Here is a 17,402-nt window from a genome sequence, read left to right on the forward strand (position 1 = left end):
CCCAGGTATTGCGTACCTGGGGTTTTTTAATGAATAAAATTAACGCTGTTTTGCGCAAATAGCATTGAGAATGTATTGCTTCTATCTTAACCGTTATCGATAACGACAGTACTTTTCCGCAATACAGGGCAATCTGAAAGGCCAATAAGGCCGCTGTTTGAGTGGACATATTGTGCGGTGCTGGTCCCGCGAGCGGTCAGATATTGGCATTGCAGACCCAGACCGGCCGCATTCTCTTTACTCCCAATCAAAACTCCATAGCCGCTCAGTAATAAACCGATCCAAACCAGAGCTAACAACACAATAGCGCGGATTATCAGACGCATTACAACCTCTTATCTTTTCTCGTTATTAGTAGATTAGCCTGTACATGGGCTGAAACAAGTCAATCATTCCTAAAAAGATGGAATGCCGTTACAGTTAACGCTGGGTTTAGGTAACGCATGATAATTTATAGACATAAGATGTAGACTCGAAGAGTGGAGCTGGAGTGAAAAAAATACGCTGGGTGGTACTGATTGTTGTCGTGCTGGTATGCATATTGATGTGGGCGCAGGTGTTTAACATCATGTGCGATCAGGACGTACAATTTTTCAGCGGTATTTGTGCCATCAATAAATTTATTCCCTGGTAAGCGCATTTTTACAACAGTTGATTACCTTCTTGTGCGGCAGTGGTAAACTACGCTGTCTACATTGAGGTGGTGAAATGAACGAAGTTTTGAATTCTGGCGCGTTGAGTTTTGCGTCTTTAGCGGTATCGGTGGTGGTTTTGGTTGTTGGGCTTGTGTTGTGGTTTTTCATTAATCGGGCAAGTTCGCGTACTAACGAGCAGATAGAACTGCTTGAAGCATTGTTAGACCAGCAAAAAAGACAGAACGCATTACTCCGTCGCCTTTGTGAAGCTAACGAACCAGAAAAAGCGGCAGAACCTGCAGCGGTCACCGCGAAGGATGACGATGATGATATCATCCGCCTGGTAGCTGAGCGCTAAAAACAGTATGTCAGGATGAAGGTCTGCTGATGCTGTGCGCAGATACTTCATCCTGTCGTCAACATGTCAGATCATTTTCTTCTGCTCTGCCCGCCTAATTAGCGTTCCGGAGTCGCCTGTAATCTGAGTATTTTCAGATACTCTAACCAATTAATATCTTATGTCCGGTCTGTTATAAATATATTTTCCCATACGTTAAAAATATGATTATGTCATTTTTGTGATAACGATCGTCTTATTAACAGCGAAACGTTTCTCTTACTTTTTTTGTGCATTGTCATCATTCTTTCATTATTTTGGTGCAAAAACAGAAGGCGGATCTCATTTTTACGCTTGTGACATTTTATGCATTACTAAGCATAAAAAATGATATCCGCCAGACCCTGTGACAGATAACCTGGAACAACCGAAGCTATTGAGCTATGGTAGAAATGTCCCTGTGACGGTGCAAGCCTGTCGGGGCAAGGGGAGAGAGGTGACAATATAACTCTGCTCGGTCTGGCGCATAACTGTGCAGTCGTTGTTTGATGAAAGACAGGATTTGTGCGACCGATCGAGACACGTTTAAAAATGGCTTGCCATTATTTACGTTGTATGTGATAACACGTTTTGGGTTAAACGAGGTACAGTTCTGTTTATGTGTGGCATTTTCAGTAAAGAAGTCCTGAGTAAACACGTTGACGTTGAATACCGCTTCTCTGCCGAACCTTATATTAGTGCCTCAAGCAGTAATGTCTCAGTTTTATCTATGTTATGCCCGCGGGCGAAGAAAATACTCTAAGGAATTTTGCAAATGGCAAAGATTAAAGGTCAAGTTAAGTGGTTCAACGAGTCTAAAGGTTTTGGCTTCATTACTCCGGCTGATGGCAGCAAAGACGTGTTCGTACACTTCTCCGCTATCCAGGGTAACGGCTTCAAAACTCTGGCTGAAGGCCAGAACGTTGAGTTCGAAATTCAGGACGGCCAGAAAGGTCCGGCTGCTGTTAACGTAACAGCTATCTGATCGACACCACTGATTTGATGCGCTCATGCGCAACCATCTCAGATATAAAGCCTCGCTTATGCGGGGCTTTTTAATTCAAATTACGTCAAAATATTTCTGAAAGCCCATCCATTAGCGCTTTGTTGCAAAGGCGTGATGTTCGTAGCATAGTTTTCCCCGCATTCTCGCAGCATTTCTCGTTAAATCAGACACCTGAAAAACTATCATGCGGGAGTCCTGGTGAAAAAGAAAAACGACATAGATGCGCGCAATTTTACTCCCGTACGTTTTGCCGTGCTTTGTGTGGCGATATTATTAAGTCTGGGATTGCTGCTGGGTCGGGTGGCGTGGCTACAAATTGTCACGCCGACAACTCTGGTAAAACAGGAAGACATGCGTTCGTTACGCGAGGTAACTATAGCCTCGCCACGCGGAATGATTACCGACAGAGAAGGGCGACCGCTGGCAGTAAGTGTCCCGGTGAATGCCGTCTGGGCAGATCCTAAAACCATTATTAGCAAGGGTGGCGTGGGCTACAACGAACGTTGGCAGGCGTTAGCAAAGACTCTGAACATTTCGCTCAGTTCTCTGGCTGAGCGCGTTAACAGTAATCCTGCGGGACGCTTTATTTATCTGGCGCGCCAGATCTCACCTCAGCAGGCTGAGTGGGTCGATAACCTTAATCTTCCGGGGATCAATCTGCGTGAAGAATCCCGTCGCTTTTATCCCGCCGGACATGTTGCGGCTAATCTCATTGGTTTCACCAACATTGATGGTCAGGGTATTGAAGGTCTGGAGAAAAGCTTCAATAGCCAGTTGATGGGCAAACCCGGCTCCCGTCTGGTCCGTAAAGACAAATTTGGTCATGTCATCGAAAATATCACCGAAGTGATGCCGGTGCCTGCACACGAATTACAACTCAGTATTGATGAGCGTTTGCAGACGGTTACCGAAGACGCGCTGGATAATGCCGTGACGTGGAATAAAGCGGAGTCAGGGGCAGCTGTACTGGTCAATATCGCTACTGGTGAAATTCTCTCCATGGCAAGCTTCCCAGATTTTAACCCCAACAATCGTGACGGCGCGGTACTGGATGATTTTCGTAACCGTGCCATTAGCGACACCTTTGAACCCGGCTCGACCGTTAAGCCGCTGGTGATTATGACCGCGCTCCAGCAGGGGATTGTGCAACCGGACAGTGTAATTGATACCCATCCTTTTAATGTCGACGGACATCGTATTCGTGACGTCGGATTTTACCCTGAGCTGTCGCTTACCGGCATTTTGCAGAAATCAAGCGATACGGGTGTATCACACCTGTCGTTAGCTATGCCTGTGCAGAAATTGCTGGATACCTATAAGCGTTTTGGTTTTGGCGATCCAACCGGGTTGGGATTAACTGGTGAAAGCAGTGGTTTAATGCCCCAACGCCGCTACTGGAGCGATTTGGATCGCGCGACCTTCGCATTCGGTTATGGACTCATGGTGACGCCGCTCCAGTTGGCGCATGTCTACGCCACCATCGGTAGCTTTGGCATCTATCGGCCTCTTTCTATAACGCGTATTGATCCGCCGGTAATAGGAACGCGGGTGATGCCGGAGGCACTGGTTCATCAGGTTGAACATATGATGGAAAGCGTTGCGTTACCCGGCGGTGGGGGAACTAAGGCGGCGGTCAGGGATTATCGGGTTGCGGTAAAGACCGGGACGGCGAAAAAAATCGGTGATGATGGTAAATATGTTGATAAATACGTGGCCTATACGGCAGGCGTTGCGCCAGCGAGTGACCCGAAATTCGCGTTAGTCGTGGTTATTAATAATCCACAAAACGGTGCTTACTACGGGGGGGCTGTCTCCGCGCCGGTATTCAGCCAGATTATGGGAGATGTCCTGCGCCTGGAAAATGTTAAGCCAGACGGCATGCCTGCCGACTCCGATCATCTGCTGGTGATGCATGGCGACAGTGGATCCTCGCCAGCGCTGTAAGTTATTTTCCCGGGGCGCAATTCGCGTTACACTTGCGCCCTCAAATCACCTGCCGGAGTTGTCATGTCGTTTTCCTGTCCTCTTTGCCACCAGCCTCTTACTCAAACGAAAAACAGTTTTATTTGCCCTGAGCGGCACCAGTTTGACGTGGCGAAAGAAGGGTATGTCAACTTACTGCCAGTTCAGCATAAGCGGTCGCGCGATCCGGGTGACAGCGCTGAGATGATGCAGGCGCGCCGGGCGTTTCTTGATGCCGGACACTATCAACCACTGCGCGACGCGATTGTGAAGGTGCTCACAGAGAGGCCAGGTTCAGAAAACGCGGCGATTCTGGATATCGGCTGTGGAGAAGGGTATTACACCCATGCCTTTGCCGATACGCTGACTGGCGGCAAGACCGTTGGCCTCGACGTCTCTAAAGTGGCGATTAAGGCCGCAGCCCGCCGTTATCCGCAGGTAACCTTTTGCGTGGCTTCCAGCCATCGTTTGCCGTTTGCCGATGCGTCCATGGATGCCATCATCAGGATCTACGCGCCCTGTAAAGCGCAAGAGCTGGCTCGCGTGGTTAAACCGGGTGGATGGGTAATCACCGCCACACCAGGGCCGCGGCATTTAATGGAGCTGAAAGGGCTGATTTATGATGAGGTGCGTTTGCATGCGCCACATACCGAACAGCTGGAAGGTTTTGTTCTGCAGCAGAGTATTGCGCTGGGCTATCAGATGCAGCTCCAGGGCAGCGAAGCCGTTGCATTACTGCAAATGACACCGTTCGCCTGGCGGGCAAAACCGGAAGTGTGGGAAACGCTGGCAGGAAAGACGAAGTTTGACTGCCAGACAGATTTTAGTATTCATATCTGGCAGCGCCTGAATTAACCGTGGAAGTGTGCCCAGAGGATCTGGGCGCCGATACCAATCAGTACCACCCCGCCCAAAATTTCAGCTCGTTTGCCCAGCATCGGACCAATAAAACGACCGATCATCATGCCGAGCGTGGACATAATTAACGTGGCGCAGCCGATGGCCAGCGCAGTCGCAATGATGTTAACCTGCAGGAATGCCAGACCCACCCCGACGGCCATCGCGTCGAGACTGGTGGCAATGGCGGTGGTGACCAGCAGCCAGAATCCATGACGACGCTGCGGCTCTTCATCTTCATCACCGTTGTCGCGAAAACCTTCGATTATCATTCGCCCACCCAAGAAAATCAGCAGAATGAAAGCGATCCAGTGGTTCCACTCCAGTACAAATTTGCTGGCCAGCATGCCCATACCCCAGCCAATCAGCGGGGTCAGGGTTTCAACTGCGCCGAAAATAAGACCGGTGCGCAGAGCTTCAGAAAATTTGGGTTTATGCAGGGTGGCACCTTTGCCAATTGACGCAGCGAAAGCATCCATCGACATGCCAAAAGCGAGAAGTACAGTAGCGGTGAGATTCATAACAGCGTCCTGACCGGGGTATCCATAAAACACATCACTGCCCCCAGTAACCATGCATACAGATTGAAAACACGAAATATATCGTGCCATTCAGGTATGCATTGCAGTTGATGTGCCTATGGTCTCGCCTGACTGAAACTGTATGTTCAGTCCGTACGCGCCACGTTTTTCAACGAGTATGTTGACACGTACATTTCCGGAGTCTGGAAATCGGCTACTCCCCAACGACGGGCGCAACCTTAACATATTTTGAGAATATAAAACAAGAAACAGGGAAATAATATTTGACTTTTAATTGAAAACGATTTTCATTTAGATTTATTTATAAATAGAACGTTAAAATAAATAACATTACGGGCGGGGTAATATAGCCTTAGCTATGTTTTGTTTTCATTAATATATGAAAAACATAGTTCAGGCTATCTTGTTAACTTACTGATTTGAAATAAGAAGCTTATATATTTTTTCGAGATCGTCTATATTTCGTACGCGAACAAGCAATCTACGCTGTTCTAATTGCATCACCAGCACGCCGTCTTCTGATAAATTCATCTCTTTAATGCGGTTATATTCAATCCAGACGTTAGCAAAGAAAAAACCTTTTTGCTTGAAGATGATTTTCGGCGTACGGATCCAGAACAGATACAACCCCATCAACACCAGTGCACATAATAACCATGTGGTGAATTGCGCCCCGTGGCTGGTGACGTTGTTGTAGATAAGAATAGCTACCAGGCCAATGAAGATAACACTGTCAACACGGCTGCGAGGAAGCAGGGCGACCGTCAGCAGAGTAGGGCCATTACGGCGGGGCATGATGAACTGATCGTAAATGGCATACGCCAGCAGCGAAAAGATAAAAAGAACCAGCACCAGGTCCGTGATAGTCATGAATCCTCAACCCTCTAAATAGAAAAACCGGGGGCAAGCCCCCGGTGATGTACAACAGTCTTACAGGCCGAGCAGGCCGACAGCGTAGCCCGCGATACCGATGACGAAGAAGCCAACGATAATCCACAGCGGGTTCACTTTCTTACGCAGTAGCCACATACAAGCGAAAGTCAGCAGCAGAGGAACCAGGCCCGGCATCAGCTGGTCAAGGATAGTCTGCACGGTGGTAACGCGAGTCTGGCCATCCTGACCGGTGATAGTGGAGACCACCAACGGGATGTTCACGTGCGTCCACTTGTTAACCAATGCCCCCATGACAAACAGGCCGAGGATTGACGCCCCCTCAGTCAGTTTCTGCAGGAAGCCGCCGCCCATATCTTTAACGATATCGACACCTTTACGGTAGCCGTATGCCACACCGTAGTAACGGGTAGCCAGACGCACCAGGTTAAACAGGATGAAGAACAGCAGTGGCCCAAGCAGGCTGCCGCTCATCGCGATACCTGCACCAAGCGCGGCAAATACCGGACGTACGGTACCCCAGAAGATTGGATCGCCAACGCCTGCCAACGGTCCCATCAGACCCACTTTGATACCGTTGATAGCACCATCGTCAATCTCTGCGCCGTTGGCACGCTGCTCTTCCATCGCCAGCGTAACGCCCAGCACAGGTGCGGCTACGTACGGATGGGTGTTAAAGAATTCCAGGTGACGCTTAATAGCCTGCTTACGTGCATCGTTGTTTTCCGGGTACAAACGGCGGATAGCCGGTACCATGGAGAAACAAAAACCCAGCGCCTGCATACGTTCGAAGTTCCATGAACCCTGAAACAGGTTAGAACGAATGAACACGCCACGAATGTCACTCGGAGTGAGTTTTTTCTCGGTGGTAGTTTTAGTCATATCAACCATTTCGCTCACCTGCTAGTCCAGTTCGTTATCAAGATCGTTGTTACCAGCTGCCTGAACTGGCGCACCGGCGACGCGGTTATATTTCGGGCTCAGCTGAATGTAGAGGATTGCCATCACAGCGCCAATCACACCTAGAGCAACCAGGTTGAAGTTAGTAAATGCCGCGGTGACGAAGCCGAGATAGAAGAACGGCATCAGGTAGCCCGCGCGCATCATATTGATGACCATCGCATAACCAACCACTACGATCATGCCACCTGCGATGTTCAGGCCGCCGGTGACGACTTCCGGAATGGCGTTGAGCATGCTCTGAACTTCACTGGTACCTACAGAAATCGCCACGATTACCGCCGGGATAGCGATACGCATAGCCTGCAGGAACAGTGAGGATACGTGCAGCCAGGAGAGCGCCGTCAGGTTGCCGTTTTCGGCCGCCTTATCCGCTGCGTGCTGGAATGCTACGGTGATGGTACGAACGATGATGGTCAGAACCTGGCCTGCTGCTGCCAGCGGGATAGCCAGCGCGATACCGGCACCAATACTTTGGTGACCCGCGATAACCAGAACGGTAGAGATAATTGACGCCAGTGCGGCATCTGGTGCAACCGCAGCACCGATGTTCATCCAGCCCAGGGCGATCATTTCCAGGGTACCACCGATGATAATACCGGTTTTCATATCCCCGAGAACGGCGCCAATAAGCGTACAGGCCACCAACGGACGGTGGAACTGAAATTCATCGAGTACCGACTCCATACCCGCGATACATGCGACGATGAACACCAGCACAATCTGAAGAGTGGTAATCTCCATTGTACTTCTCCTATTGCTATACAGACTTAAGTGTGAAAACTAAGTAAATGCCAGGGAATTATTTCGCCTTGGCAATCAAATCCATCATTTTCAGTTTCTGATCGGTCGAAACTTTACGCGCTTCGAGCTCAATACCGCGTTCGTTGAGTTTTTTGAAGGCTTCGATGTCTTTTTCATCAACAGAAATTGCGTTGTTTACCTGTGTTTTACCCTGACGGAAAGCCATACCGCCAATGTTTACAGAGGTAATTTTCACACCACCTTCAACGATACGTTCCACATCGGTCGGGTTGGTGAACAACAGCATCACACGCTCGCCTGCATATTTCGGGTTGTTGTAGACGCGGATCATTTTCGCGACATCAACCACATGCGCCGTCACACCCGGAGGTGCTACCTGAGTCAGCAACGTTTTACGCACGGTATCGGCGGCAACTTCATCGCTGACGACGATAATGCGCGTTACGTTGGTTTCTTTGGTCCAGCGAGTGGCTACCTGACCATGAATTAAACGGTCATCGATACGCGCCAGGCCGATCTGCATATAATCGTTGGGGCCCATCGGTTTCGCCGGTGCTGCTGCTTTGGGTGCCGCAACGGGGGCAGGAGCGGCTTTTTCCACGGGTTTCGCTTTCAGCGCTTTCACGCCTTCGCTACCGGTTTCAACGGCCAGTGCCACTAATTCATCGAAGCTCGGGTTGTCATCACGCGCCATGAAGGTCTCGACCAGCATGGGAATGTTCACACCGGCGATAACTTCGTAATGCTCTTTATCGACGACAATGCGGCTCGCAGCGTTAAACGGGCTGCCTCCCCATGTGTCAACGAGAAACAGCACGCCTTTACTGGTATCGAGTTTTGCCAACTGAGCGTTGTACTTTTCGATCAGCGTTTCGGCATTTTCACCTGGAACGAAATCGATCCAGCCGACATTTTCCTGCTCGCCTAACAGCATCTCTGCTGTCTTAAGTAACTGCTCTGCAGCCCAACCATGTGTGCCTATTACAATAGCAATGGTCACTTGCTACCTCCTTTATTATCGTTAACACATCAACGTGAAGATGTATTTGAATCGTCGTCCGCAATCGAATCGATTCAGATAAGGGTTACAAAGAAAAACCTATGATTTTCGTGAATTATTTTAGATATCGAAAAAAATATTTTATGTGATGAAGATCCGTAATTTAACTTCCGATGAAAAGAAATTTCGAAGGGTAAAATATCTCCGAAACAACTTATTGCAAAGGAAGGTAAATCTTTGCTAAAAACCGGTTGTCTCTGTTATGTTTAGCATCTGTTTAATTACTCAGGAGTATAGGGCAGTAGCCCACCATATGGATCGTCACCGACGTCATTTCACCCTCAGGCCGCTTTGCGCCTGTCAGATTGGCACTTTTTGCCACAAATTTTCTCTGCATAATGCTTTAACGCCTGAGATCCTCAGCGCGCAGTTTGGTCATTCCTTAAGCAGGAGCTTGTCATGGAATTATTAATGGACCCGCAGATTTGGGTGGGTTTGCTCACGCTTGTCGTTCTCGAAATTGTTCTGGGTATTGATAACCTGGTCTTCATTGCGATCCTGGCTGATAAGCTGCCGCCGAAACAGCGAGATAAAGCGCGTTTAATCGGTTTATCACTGGCACTGATTATGCGTCTGGGCTTGTTGTCCGTGATTTCGTGGATGGTGACGCTGACAAAGCCGCTGTTTACGGTAATGGACTATGCGTTCTCAGGGCGCGATCTGATTATGCTGCTGGGCGGTATCTTCCTCTTGTTCAAGGCTACGACAGAGCTGCATGAGCGGCTTGAAAACCGTGAACATGATACCGGGCAGACGAAAGGGTATGCGAGCTTTTGGGTTGTCGTGACGCAGATTGTCATCCTCGATGCGGTGTTCTCGCTGGATGCGGTGATTACTGCGGTCGGTATGGTCAACCATCTGCCGGTCATGATGGCGGCGGTCGTGATTGCTATGGCCGTGATGCTGCTGGCGTCCAAGCCGTTGACGCGATTTGTGAACCAACATCCGACGGTGGTGGTGCTGTGTCTGAGCTTCCTGTTGATGATTGGTCTGAGTCTGGTTGCCGAAGGGTTTGGCTTCCACATTCCGAAAGGCTATCTGTATGCGGCGATTGGCTTCTCGATCATTATCGAGTTGTTTAACCAGATTGCGCGTCGTAACTTTATTCGCCACCAGTCGGCACTACCGCTGCGTGCGCGGACTGCCGATGCAATCCTGCGTCTGATGGGGGGTAAACGTCAGGCCAGCGCGCAGATGGAATCCGACAATCCAGTACCTGTGCCCGTTCCGGAAGGCGCATTCGTGGAAGAAGAACGCTATATGATCAACGGCGTACTCTCCCTGGCCTCGCGTTCATTACGTGGCATTATGACGCCTCGTGGCGAGATTAGCTGGGTTGATGCGGACCTGAGTGTAGCGGAAATTCGCGAGCAATTGCTTTCGTCACCGCACAGCCTGTTCCCGGTATGTCGCGGTGAGCTGGACGAAATTATCGGTATCGTCCGTGCCAAAGAACTGCTGGTGGCTCTGGAAGAGGGTGTGGATGTGGCGGCGATTGCCTCTGCTTCTCCGGCTATCGTGGTCCCGGAAACGCTGGACCCGATTAATCTGTTAGGCGTTCTGCGTCGTGCCCGCGGCAGTTTCGTGATCGTCACTAACGAATTTGGTGTCGTGCAGGGGTTGGTTACTCCGCTGGACGTATTAGAAGCTATCGCCGGTGAGTTCCCGGATGCCGATGAAACGCCTGAAATTATTGCTGATGCAGGCGGTTGGTTGGTGAAAGGCGGTACCGATCTGCATGCGTTGCAACAGGCGCTGGACGTAGATACGTTAGTGAATGAAGACGAAGATATCGCGACGGTGGCAGGTTTAGTCATCGCGGCTAACGGTCATATTCCACGCGTCGGCGATGTTATCGAGGTTGCGCCGCTGAGCATTACGATTGTCGAAGCGAATGACTATCGTGTGGATTTAGTTCGCATTGTTAAAGAACGACCCGCTCACGACGAAGACGAGTAACCGGGCTAGCGAAACGGCATAACGGGCATACTATGTCGCCCGTTATGCCGGGCGGGCGGCGGGGTGCTGCCCGCCAGCCATTTCGGAAAATCTCGTAGCGGCATTGGCTTCGCATACAGAAAACCTTGCAATAAATGTACACCGTGCCGGCGCAAATGCTGTGCCTGCGCCTGCGTTTCAACCCCTTCTGCCACCAGTTCTATATTCAGTCTTTTTCCCAGCGCGATGATGATGTCTGTAACGGTTGAGTTCACGGCATCGGTACCGATCGCAGAAGTAAATGATTTATCAATTTTCAGTACATCCGGGCGGAGTTTTTCCAGCCAGGAGAGCGAGCTGTTGCCGGTGCCAAAATCGTCAATCGCCAGTTTTACGCCAAGGCGATTTAGCTCGCGTACAATCCGATAATCCACATCCAGTAACGCATCTCGCTCGGTAAGTTCGATGACTAACTGCTGAATGGGATGCTGGCTAAACCAATACTGGTTGAGATCTTTTAACAGCGTGCCATGGCGAAAATGGCTGGCGGCGACATTGATCCCGATATGAAACTGACTGCTCATGGGGAAGACGTGTCGCTGCTGAATGGTTTCTGCGATGACATGACGCGTCAGGGGCACGATCAGGTTGTGCTCCTCGGCGATGGGAATAAACACTTCGGGAGAGATCCAACCCTGACGCGGATTATTCCAGCGTAAAAGGATTTCCACCCCCATGCATTGCTGCGTTTGCGCATTGAGCAGCGGCTGGCAGAACAGCTCGAATTCGCGGGCGGCAAGGGCCAGATTAATCTCCCAGGAGAAACTCATTCTGTTGGCGGTTGCCAGCCACGCCAGGTACCCCACTAACAGACTGAGGATCACCGCCAGCGGCAGCTGTGTGGGCAGATGCTTAATCGCCAGTTCGCTGGCGCCCGGACCGGTAACGCTGATAGTAAACGGGAAATGCTGTGATGAAAGCTGGTAGCGTTTTTCATTCTTTAGCTCAGGTAGCGTATCGACAACACCTTGTCCGTAGAGCAGATGGCGATTGCCGACGCTTAAGCTGGCATGGGTGATTTGTGGCGGTTGGGGTTCAAGCAGCATCGACGACAATAAATCAATATTAACGATCTCCAGCACGCCATCTTCACCATCGGCAGAGGATGGATACCATTGCGCCAGAATCGGGCTGCCTTTAATTAGCGAATGGTCGGTAGACAGCAGCAACTGCGGCTCCCGGCTGGGTAATTCAGGCTCCAGTTGACGAACAGGCACATTGCGATAACCAAAAATACTGGAGCAATACAGAATCCCGCTTTGAATAAGGCTGATAGAGCGTACCGTTTGCAGCCTGGCAGCATGCTTGCTCAGCGGTAAACGCGCAACTGAGCAGGGGAGACCAATCAATGGCAACAGCACATCGCGTCCGGTCTGTAGGGGCAAAAGTACATGATCCAACTCTTCAACGGCGTGGTTGGCAAAGGTTACGGTATTCCGATGATTTAAATTACGCTCCGAAATAAATCGGGCCGTTAAAGTGAGGATAAGCGTCAGTAGGGCACATAGTGTGCAAACAATTAAGCGATTCCGGCGATAGTTTTTAATGATCCGTTGTGCTGTATGCATGCGGGCCGCCCGATAAGCCGTTGGTCACAAAAGCCAAAAGCAACAGAGCAAGTGTAGTGGGGAAAATTACAGTAGACGAGGAAGGGGAGATAAATTCGCCCATCCGTCGCAGATGGGCGAAAATTAAGTATTAGTCACATTGAACTTTGATTGCCAGACCACCACGTGACGTTTCGCGGTATTTGGCGTTCATGTCTTTACCCGTTTCGTACATGGTCTCAATGACTTTATCCAGCGAGACGCGTGGCGCACTGGTACGGCGCATTGCCATACGTGCGGCGTTAATCGCTTTCACGGAAGCAATGGCGTTACGTTCGATGCACGGAACCTGAACCTGACCGGCAACCGGGTCACAGGTTAAACCGAGGTTATGCTCCATACCGATTTCTGCCGCAACACACACCTGTTCAGGACTTGCACCCAGCAGTTCAGCCAGACCGGCAGCCGCCATGGAGCAGGCCACGCCCACTTCACCCTGACAACCTACTTCTGCACCGGAGATTGAGGCGTTCATTTTGTACAGCGCGCCAATTGCACCGGCCGCCAGGAAATAGCGGGTGTAGATATCCGGGCTGACGGACTCAATGAAATGATCGTAATAAGCAAGGACCGCAGGCACGATACCGCAGGCACCGTTAGTTGGCGCAGTGACAACGCGACCACCCGCGGCGTTTTCTTCGTTAACAGCCAGCGCAAACATGTTCACCCAGTCGATTACGTTCATCGGATCGTTGGAGAGCTTGTCGCTGGAGACCAACATACGACGCAGGGCAGAGGCGCGACGCGGAACGCGTAGCGGACCTGGCAGCACACCTTCGGTGTTCATCCCACGATCGATACAGGCCTGCATGGTTTGCCAGACATGGCCAAAGTACTCTTCAATCTCTTTTTTGCTGTGCAGAGCAAGTTCGTTCTGCATCGCCATGCCAGAGAGAGACAGGCCGGTGCTGTTGCAGTATTCCAGCATTTCGGTCGCGGATTTGAACGGATAAGGGACGCTGACCTCGCCCGCGGTATCCTGACCAAAATGTTCTTCATCAACGATGAATCCACCGCCGATTGAGTAGTAGGTTTTGCTATAAATGACGGTTTCGCCATTGTACGCATGGATCTGCATGCCGTTTTCATGCAGCGGCAGGTTGCCGTTGTGAAAACGCATTCCGTCATTCTGCGGGAAATCCACTTCGTGTTGACCCTGCGCAAGCAGCAGGCGTCCACGCGTTTCTACGTCGCGGATAAATCCGGGAATGCTGTCAATGTCTACGGTAGCAGGCTCGTTGCCCGCCAGACCCATAATAATGGCGATATCGGTGTGGTGACCTTTACCCGTGAGCGACAGTGAACCATACACGTCGACGGCAACACGAGTAACGCTGTCCAGTAATCCTTTTTCGACCAGGTCATCGACGAACTGTTTACCCGCCTTCATAGGCCCTACGGTATGGGAAGATGAGGGACCAATCCCCACCTTAAACATGTCGAATAGACTAATCACGATAATACTCCTACAGGGCGACTGGGCTTTCCAGTAACGATGTTATAACTGCGCATAGTGTAAGAGGGAACGCGGCGATCGGCTTAACTATTCACATGAATTAAACTAATAGATAACCGCGGTTTTACTAATGTTGCGACCTGAGTTTCAAGTTGTCTATGGCGTGCGTAAAGATAAGTATAGTCAGGGCTTGACGCCAATTTGCAGAGCCAGCTCACGAATTATTCCGGCGGTCATTCCCCAGACGAAATATTGCTCATACCAGGAAAGCCAAACGCGGTGTGAATCACCACGGCGATAAATATCGAGCGGATGGTAACGCCCTAAATGCAGAGCCTGCGCCAGCGGCATTTCAAACACTGCGGAAACCTCATCTTCACTGGCGCGATACGGCAGATTAGGCGGGATAATGCCGACGACCGGGGTAACCTGGAAACCGGTGACGCTGTCGACCGGCGGCAGGACGCCGATCACCTCAACGCATGACGGCGGAATTGCCACTTCTTCATGCGCCTCGCGAAGGGCGGCGGCGATCAACGAGGCATCGGTGCTGTCCACCGCGCCGCCGGGAAAGGCGACCTGGCCGGCATGTTTGCGTAGATGAACGGATCGCTGGGTTAGCAGCAGACCCGGCTGTGGTCGGCGGACGACTGGGATCAGTACGGCCGCCTGACGCTGGTTTAACACGGCATGATTGACCTGCGGGCGCAGGAGTTGGAAGCGCGATAAAAAATCATCAAGCGTCAGGCTGCTGTATTCCACGTGTCAATTCTCCAGTTGGTGCAAAATACGATTCACTTTATCAAATGTTTCCTGATACTCCGCGTCTTCCTGACTGTCCGCCACAACGCCACCACCAGCGGAACAATAAATGTGTCCGTTTGTGGCCGTCAGCGTGCGAATGGTGATGCTGGTGTCCATATTGCCGCAAAAGCTCAGGTAACCAATGCTGCCACACCAGGCATTACGTCTGTGCGGCTCCAGCTCATCTATAATTTCCATCGCCCGCACCTTCGGCGCGCCGGTAATGGAGCCGCCGGGGAAGGCGGCGCGCAGCAGGTCGCTGGCGTGCAAAGATTCTGGCAGACGTGCGGTAATGGTGCTGACTAAATGATGAACGGCAGGGAACGGTTCGACCACAAACAGCTCCGGAACCTGTACCGACCCCGGTACGGCAACGCGGCCAATATCATTACGCATCAAATCGACGATCATCAGGTTCTCCGCACGATCCTTCGGCGAATTCGCCAGCCGCCGGGCCTGCTCACGATCGGCATCAGCATCTTCACGTCTTGGCAGCGTCCCTTTAATAGGACGCGTCTGGATGTGCTGGTTTTCCAACAGAATAAACCGTTCGGGTGAAAGGCTGAGGATTGCGCCTTCCTCAAGACGAATGAACGCACTAAACGGCGCACGATTAGCGTGATTAAGTCGTACAAATGCCAGCCACTCATCGCCCTGATAATGCGCCTGAAAACGCTGGGCGAGATTGACCTGATAGCAGTCGCCGCTGTGCAGATAGCGCTGTACCTGGCGGAATTTTTCGCCATACTGCGCGCGACTCATATTGGATTGCCACGCAGAGGTTAAGGCAAACGGTTCACGCGTTGGCGGTTGTTGTGCGTCGAGCCACTTCCGCCGCGCCTCGACATCGGTATGGCTGAGCAGGGATACGGTTTGCAACTGATGATCGACAATCAGCGCCCAGTCGTAAATGCCGACGGCCATATCCGGCAGGGCAATATCGCGCGCGGCAATCGTGGGCAGCGATTCAAATCTTCTGCCAAGATCGTAGCCAAACAGACCTAACGCGCCGCCCTGAAACGGCAGATTGGGGTGATTGCTCGGCTGAATCCCCCGTGCGCTGAGCGCTGAATGTAATACCGTCATTGGGTCATCAAGCGTGCGTACGGTTGCGTGTCCGTCATGGACAACGGTCTCTTCAGCGCGCGTAACCAGCGTGGCGACGGGATCCGCCACCAGAATATCAAAACGGTTATGTGGATGGTCAGCATGACCCGAATGCAACAGCATCGCCCAGGGGAGATGGCTTAAGGTCGAAAAATAGCGTTCAGCGGCGTCCTGACGCCAGGGTAAAGTGATTACAGCGGGAGATAACGTCTTCATCAGTCCTGACTCGTTGCTACTCTACTGGCTAACTGCCCGGTAGCATGAAATAATTAGCGCAGACAATTTAGCAGGAGTTAACAATGTTTGCAGGTTTACCTTCACTCAGTCATGAGCAGCAGCAAAAAGCGGTCGAGCGTATTCAGGAACTGATGTCGCAGGGGATGAGCAGCGGACAAGCGATTGCTCTGGTAGCTGAAGAGTTACGCGCCAGCCATACCGGCGAGCGGATCGTGGCGCGTTTCGAAGATGAAGACGAGTAACGTTGCTTAAACTGCAGCGATAATCTTGATCTCTACTTTGTATTTCGGGTTCATCAACCCGGCCTGGACCGTACAACGTACTGGCGCATGACCGGCAACGACCCACGCGTCCCAGGCTTTGTTCATCGCGGCAAAGTCACTTTTGTCTGCCAGAAAAAGGGTGGCATCAAGAATACGTGACTTGTTGCTGCCCTGTTTTTCCAGAACTGCGTCAATTTGCGCCAGCGTATTCGCTGTTTGTTCAAAGGCGTCAGCATCCAGGTTTTCCGGTACACCGGTGTAATACAACGTGTTGTTATGGATAACCACGTCGGACCAACGCGCTTCGGCATCAATGCGCACTATCGTCATAAATCATTCCTCATTTACGTTTTTCATAATGGCTTCAGGTTGCGCCAAGACTGCCATAATGTTGCGCCTACGTCACCTCTTCAACTGGCGAAAGACCCGCTGGCCTGACATAATCCCTGTTCAAATGAACAGGGGGCAGTGTGACGGACGATTTTGCAGCAGACGGTCAGTTGGCTAAAGCGATACCGGGTTTTAAACCGCGTGAACCACAGCGGCAGATGGCCTTCGCCGTTAGCCATGCCATTGAAAAATCACAGCCGCTTGTTGTCGAAGCCGGAACCGGAACGGGGAAAACCTACGCTTATCTTGCACCTGCGCTGCGTGCGGGTAAGAAAGTCATCGTCTCTACCGGTTCAAAAGCGTTGCAGGATCAGCTTTACAGCCGCGATCTCCCGACCGTCGCTAAAGCGCTTGAATTTACCGGCAAACTGGCGCTGCTGAAAGGGCGCTCCAACTATCTGTGTCTGGAACGCCTTGAACAGCAGGCGCTGGCGGGCGGCGACCTG

At 51.1% G+C, this 17,402-nt stretch carries 20 protein-coding genes and 1 riboswitch; of the genes, 9 read left to right on the forward strand and 11 right to left on the reverse strand.

Translation table 11 applies throughout. From position 1 onward, the window contains the following. Positions 1 to 86: 86 nt before the first annotated feature. On the reverse strand, positions 87 to 326 hold the full coding sequence (locus tag FDW92_RS08905) for a YobH family protein (protein WP_042307844.1): 240 nt from the start codon (positions 324 to 326) through the stop codon (positions 87 to 89). A gap of 164 nt (positions 327 to 490) precedes the next feature. Between FDW92_RS08905 and mgrB the strand changes: the two genes are divergently transcribed. From mgrB to rlmA, 6 genes are all read left to right on the forward strand, one after another. After that, positions 491 to 634, forward strand: a complete 144-nt coding sequence (mgrB, locus tag FDW92_RS08910) for a PhoP/PhoQ regulator MgrB (RefSeq protein WP_003034977.1) — start codon at positions 491 to 493, stop codon at positions 632 to 634. Between the two features lie 74 nt (positions 635 to 708). Further along, complete coding sequence (locus FDW92_RS08915; RefSeq protein WP_061381164.1) at positions 709 to 993, forward strand: YebO family protein; 285 nt, start codon at positions 709 to 711, stop codon at positions 991 to 993. 637 nt (positions 994 to 1,630) lie between these two features. Next, positions 1,631 to 1,774, forward strand: a complete 144-nt coding sequence (locus FDW92_RS08920) for a DUF2627 domain-containing protein (protein ID WP_006684179.1) — start codon at positions 1,631 to 1,633, stop codon at positions 1,772 to 1,774. A gap of 12 nt (positions 1,775 to 1,786) precedes the next feature. Beyond that, positions 1,787 to 1,996, forward strand: a complete 210-nt coding sequence (cspE, locus tag FDW92_RS08925) for a transcription antiterminator/RNA stability regulator CspE (protein ID WP_001062678.1) — start codon at positions 1,787 to 1,789, stop codon at positions 1,994 to 1,996. A 219-nt stretch (positions 1,997 to 2,215) separates the two neighbouring features. Beyond that, the gene (gene ftsI / locus FDW92_RS08930; protein WP_042307849.1) at positions 2,216 to 3,961 is read left to right on the forward strand and encodes a peptidoglycan glycosyltransferase FtsI; all 1,746 of its coding nucleotides are present in this window, start codon (positions 2,216 to 2,218) and stop codon (positions 3,959 to 3,961) included. A 63-nt stretch (positions 3,962 to 4,024) separates the two neighbouring features. Continuing rightward, positions 4,025 to 4,834 (forward strand): 23S rRNA (guanine(745)-N(1))-methyltransferase, encoded by an 810-nt coding sequence (rlmA, locus tag FDW92_RS08935; RefSeq protein ID WP_042307850.1) that lies wholly within the window; start codon positions 4,025 to 4,027, stop codon positions 4,832 to 4,834. Here the strand turns inward: rlmA and mntP are convergent. The 5 genes from mntP to manX form a co-directional block, all read right to left on the reverse strand. Further along, positions 4,831 to 5,397, reverse strand: coding sequence for a manganese efflux pump MntP (mntP, locus tag FDW92_RS08940; protein WP_020996621.1), 567 nt, complete (start codon positions 5,395 to 5,397; stop codon positions 4,831 to 4,833). The two genes, rlmA and mntP, sit on opposite strands and share 4 nt — an antisense overlap. Before the next feature lie 135 nt (positions 5,398 to 5,532). After that, positions 5,533 to 5,632, reverse strand: a riboswitch (yybP-ykoY riboswitch). Positions 5,633 to 5,829: 197 nt separating this feature from the next. Beyond that, the gene (locus tag FDW92_RS08945) at positions 5,830 to 6,288 is read right to left on the reverse strand and encodes a DUF986 family protein (protein WP_042307852.1); all 459 of its coding nucleotides are present in this window, start codon (positions 6,286 to 6,288) and stop codon (positions 5,830 to 5,832) included. 60 nt (positions 6,289 to 6,348) lie between these two features. Beyond that, positions 6,349 to 7,200, reverse strand: coding sequence for a PTS mannose transporter subunit IID (locus FDW92_RS08950; protein ID WP_003833769.1), 852 nt, complete (start codon positions 7,198 to 7,200; stop codon positions 6,349 to 6,351). Positions 7,201 to 7,212: 12 nt separating this feature from the next. Then, entirely contained in the window at positions 7,213 to 8,013 is an 801-nt protein-coding gene (locus FDW92_RS08955; RefSeq protein WP_005122174.1) for a PTS mannose/fructose/sorbose transporter subunit IIC, read from the reverse strand. 58 nt (positions 8,014 to 8,071) lie between these two features. Beyond that, complete coding sequence (gene manX, locus FDW92_RS08960; protein ID WP_005122176.1) at positions 8,072 to 9,034, reverse strand: PTS mannose transporter subunit IIAB; 963 nt, start codon at positions 9,032 to 9,034, stop codon at positions 8,072 to 8,074. 459 nt (positions 9,035 to 9,493) lie between these two features. On the opposite strand from manX, the gene yoaE reads away from it, so the two are divergent. Beyond that, entirely contained in the window at positions 9,494 to 11,053 is a 1,560-nt protein-coding gene (gene yoaE / locus FDW92_RS08965) for a CNNM family cation transport protein YoaE (protein ID WP_042307853.1), read from the forward strand. A gap of 5 nt (positions 11,054 to 11,058) precedes the next feature. On the opposite strand, the gene FDW92_RS08970 is transcribed toward yoaE, so the two are convergent. The 4 genes from FDW92_RS08970 to pabB all read right to left on the reverse strand — a co-directional run bounded on the left by FDW92_RS08970 (position 11,059) and on the right by pabB (position 16,282). Further along, complete coding sequence (locus tag FDW92_RS08970) at positions 11,059 to 12,660, reverse strand: EAL domain-containing protein (protein ID WP_042307855.1); 1,602 nt, start codon at positions 12,658 to 12,660, stop codon at positions 11,059 to 11,061. A gap of 130 nt (positions 12,661 to 12,790) precedes the next feature. Beyond that, positions 12,791 to 14,155, reverse strand: a complete 1,365-nt coding sequence (gene sdaA, locus FDW92_RS08975) for an L-serine ammonia-lyase (RefSeq protein WP_042307858.1) — start codon at positions 14,153 to 14,155, stop codon at positions 12,791 to 12,793. Positions 14,156 to 14,338: 183 nt separating this feature from the next. Beyond that, entirely contained in the window at positions 14,339 to 14,917 is a 579-nt protein-coding gene (locus FDW92_RS08980; RefSeq protein WP_042307859.1) for a CoA pyrophosphatase, read from the reverse strand. 3 nt (positions 14,918 to 14,920) lie between these two features. Continuing rightward, positions 14,921 to 16,282 (reverse strand): aminodeoxychorismate synthase component 1, encoded by a 1,362-nt coding sequence (gene pabB, locus FDW92_RS08985; RefSeq protein WP_042307861.1) that lies wholly within the window; start codon positions 16,280 to 16,282, stop codon positions 14,921 to 14,923. 83 nt (positions 16,283 to 16,365) lie between these two features. Here pabB and FDW92_RS08990 point away from each other — a divergent pair, with 83 nt between their 5' ends. After that, positions 16,366 to 16,545: a YoaH family protein gene (locus FDW92_RS08990; protein WP_003020986.1), complete on the forward strand. Its 180-nt coding sequence runs from the start codon at positions 16,366 to 16,368 to the stop codon at positions 16,543 to 16,545. A 6-nt stretch (positions 16,546 to 16,551) separates the two neighbouring features. On the opposite strand, the gene FDW92_RS08995 is transcribed toward FDW92_RS08990, so the two are convergent. Continuing rightward, on the reverse strand, positions 16,552 to 16,896 hold the full coding sequence (locus tag FDW92_RS08995; protein ID WP_042307863.1) for a RidA family protein: 345 nt from the start codon (positions 16,894 to 16,896) through the stop codon (positions 16,552 to 16,554). Between the two features lie 140 nt (positions 16,897 to 17,036). Between FDW92_RS08995 and FDW92_RS23195 the strand changes: the two genes are divergently transcribed. After that, on the forward strand, positions 17,037 to 17,402 hold a 366-nt coding region (locus tag FDW92_RS23195), incomplete at its 3' end, for a DEAD/DEAH box helicase (RefSeq protein ID WP_349290311.1).

Origin of the sequence: Citrobacter sp. wls706, from assembly GCF_005281305.1 — a bacterium.
Classification (GTDB): domain Bacteria; phylum Pseudomonadota; class Gammaproteobacteria; order Enterobacterales; family Enterobacteriaceae; genus Citrobacter; species Citrobacter werkmanii.

What these genes read in the sequence shown, in the direction of transcription:
- FDW92_RS08905 (WP_042307844.1), bottom strand. Translation starts at nt 326, where the DNA reads ATGCGTCTGATAATCCGCGCTATTGTGTTGTTAGCTCTGGTTTGGATC.
- FDW92_RS08915 (WP_061381164.1), top strand. Translation starts at nt 709, where the DNA reads ATGAACGAAGTTTTGAATTCTGGCGCGTTGAGTTTTGCGTCTTTAGCG.
- FDW92_RS08920 (WP_006684179.1), top strand. Translation starts at nt 1,631, where the DNA reads ATGTGTGGCATTTTCAGTAAAGAAGTCCTGAGTAAACACGTTGACGTT.
- cspE (WP_001062678.1), top strand. Translation starts at nt 1,787, where the DNA reads ATGGCAAAGATTAAAGGTCAAGTTAAGTGGTTCAACGAGTCTAAAGGT.
- rlmA (WP_042307850.1), top strand. Translation starts at nt 4,025, where the DNA reads ATGTCGTTTTCCTGTCCTCTTTGCCACCAGCCTCTTACTCAAACGAAA.
- mntP (WP_020996621.1), bottom strand. Translation starts at nt 5,397, where the DNA reads ATGAATCTCACCGCTACTGTACTTCTCGCTTTTGGCATGTCGATGGAT.
- FDW92_RS08945 (WP_042307852.1), bottom strand. Translation starts at nt 6,288, where the DNA reads ATGACTATCACGGACCTGGTGCTGGTTCTTTTTATCTTTTCGCTGCTG.
- FDW92_RS08950 (WP_003833769.1), bottom strand. Translation starts at nt 7,200, where the DNA reads ATGGTTGATATGACTAAAACTACCACCGAGAAAAAACTCACTCCGAGT.
- FDW92_RS08955 (WP_005122174.1), bottom strand. Translation starts at nt 8,013, where the DNA reads ATGGAGATTACCACTCTTCAGATTGTGCTGGTGTTCATCGTCGCATGT.
- yoaE (WP_042307853.1), top strand. Translation starts at nt 9,494, where the DNA reads ATGGAATTATTAATGGACCCGCAGATTTGGGTGGGTTTGCTCACGCTT.
- FDW92_RS08970 (WP_042307855.1), bottom strand. Translation starts at nt 12,660, where the DNA reads ATGCATACAGCACAACGGATCATTAAAAACTATCGCCGGAATCGCTTA.
- pabB (WP_042307861.1), bottom strand. Translation starts at nt 16,282, where the DNA reads ATGAAGACGTTATCTCCCGCTGTAATCACTTTACCCTGGCGTCAGGAC.
- FDW92_RS08990 (WP_003020986.1), top strand. Translation starts at nt 16,366, where the DNA reads ATGTTTGCAGGTTTACCTTCACTCAGTCATGAGCAGCAGCAAAAAGCG.
- FDW92_RS08995 (WP_042307863.1), bottom strand. Translation starts at nt 16,896, where the DNA reads ATGACGATAGTGCGCATTGATGCCGAAGCGCGTTGGTCCGACGTGGTT.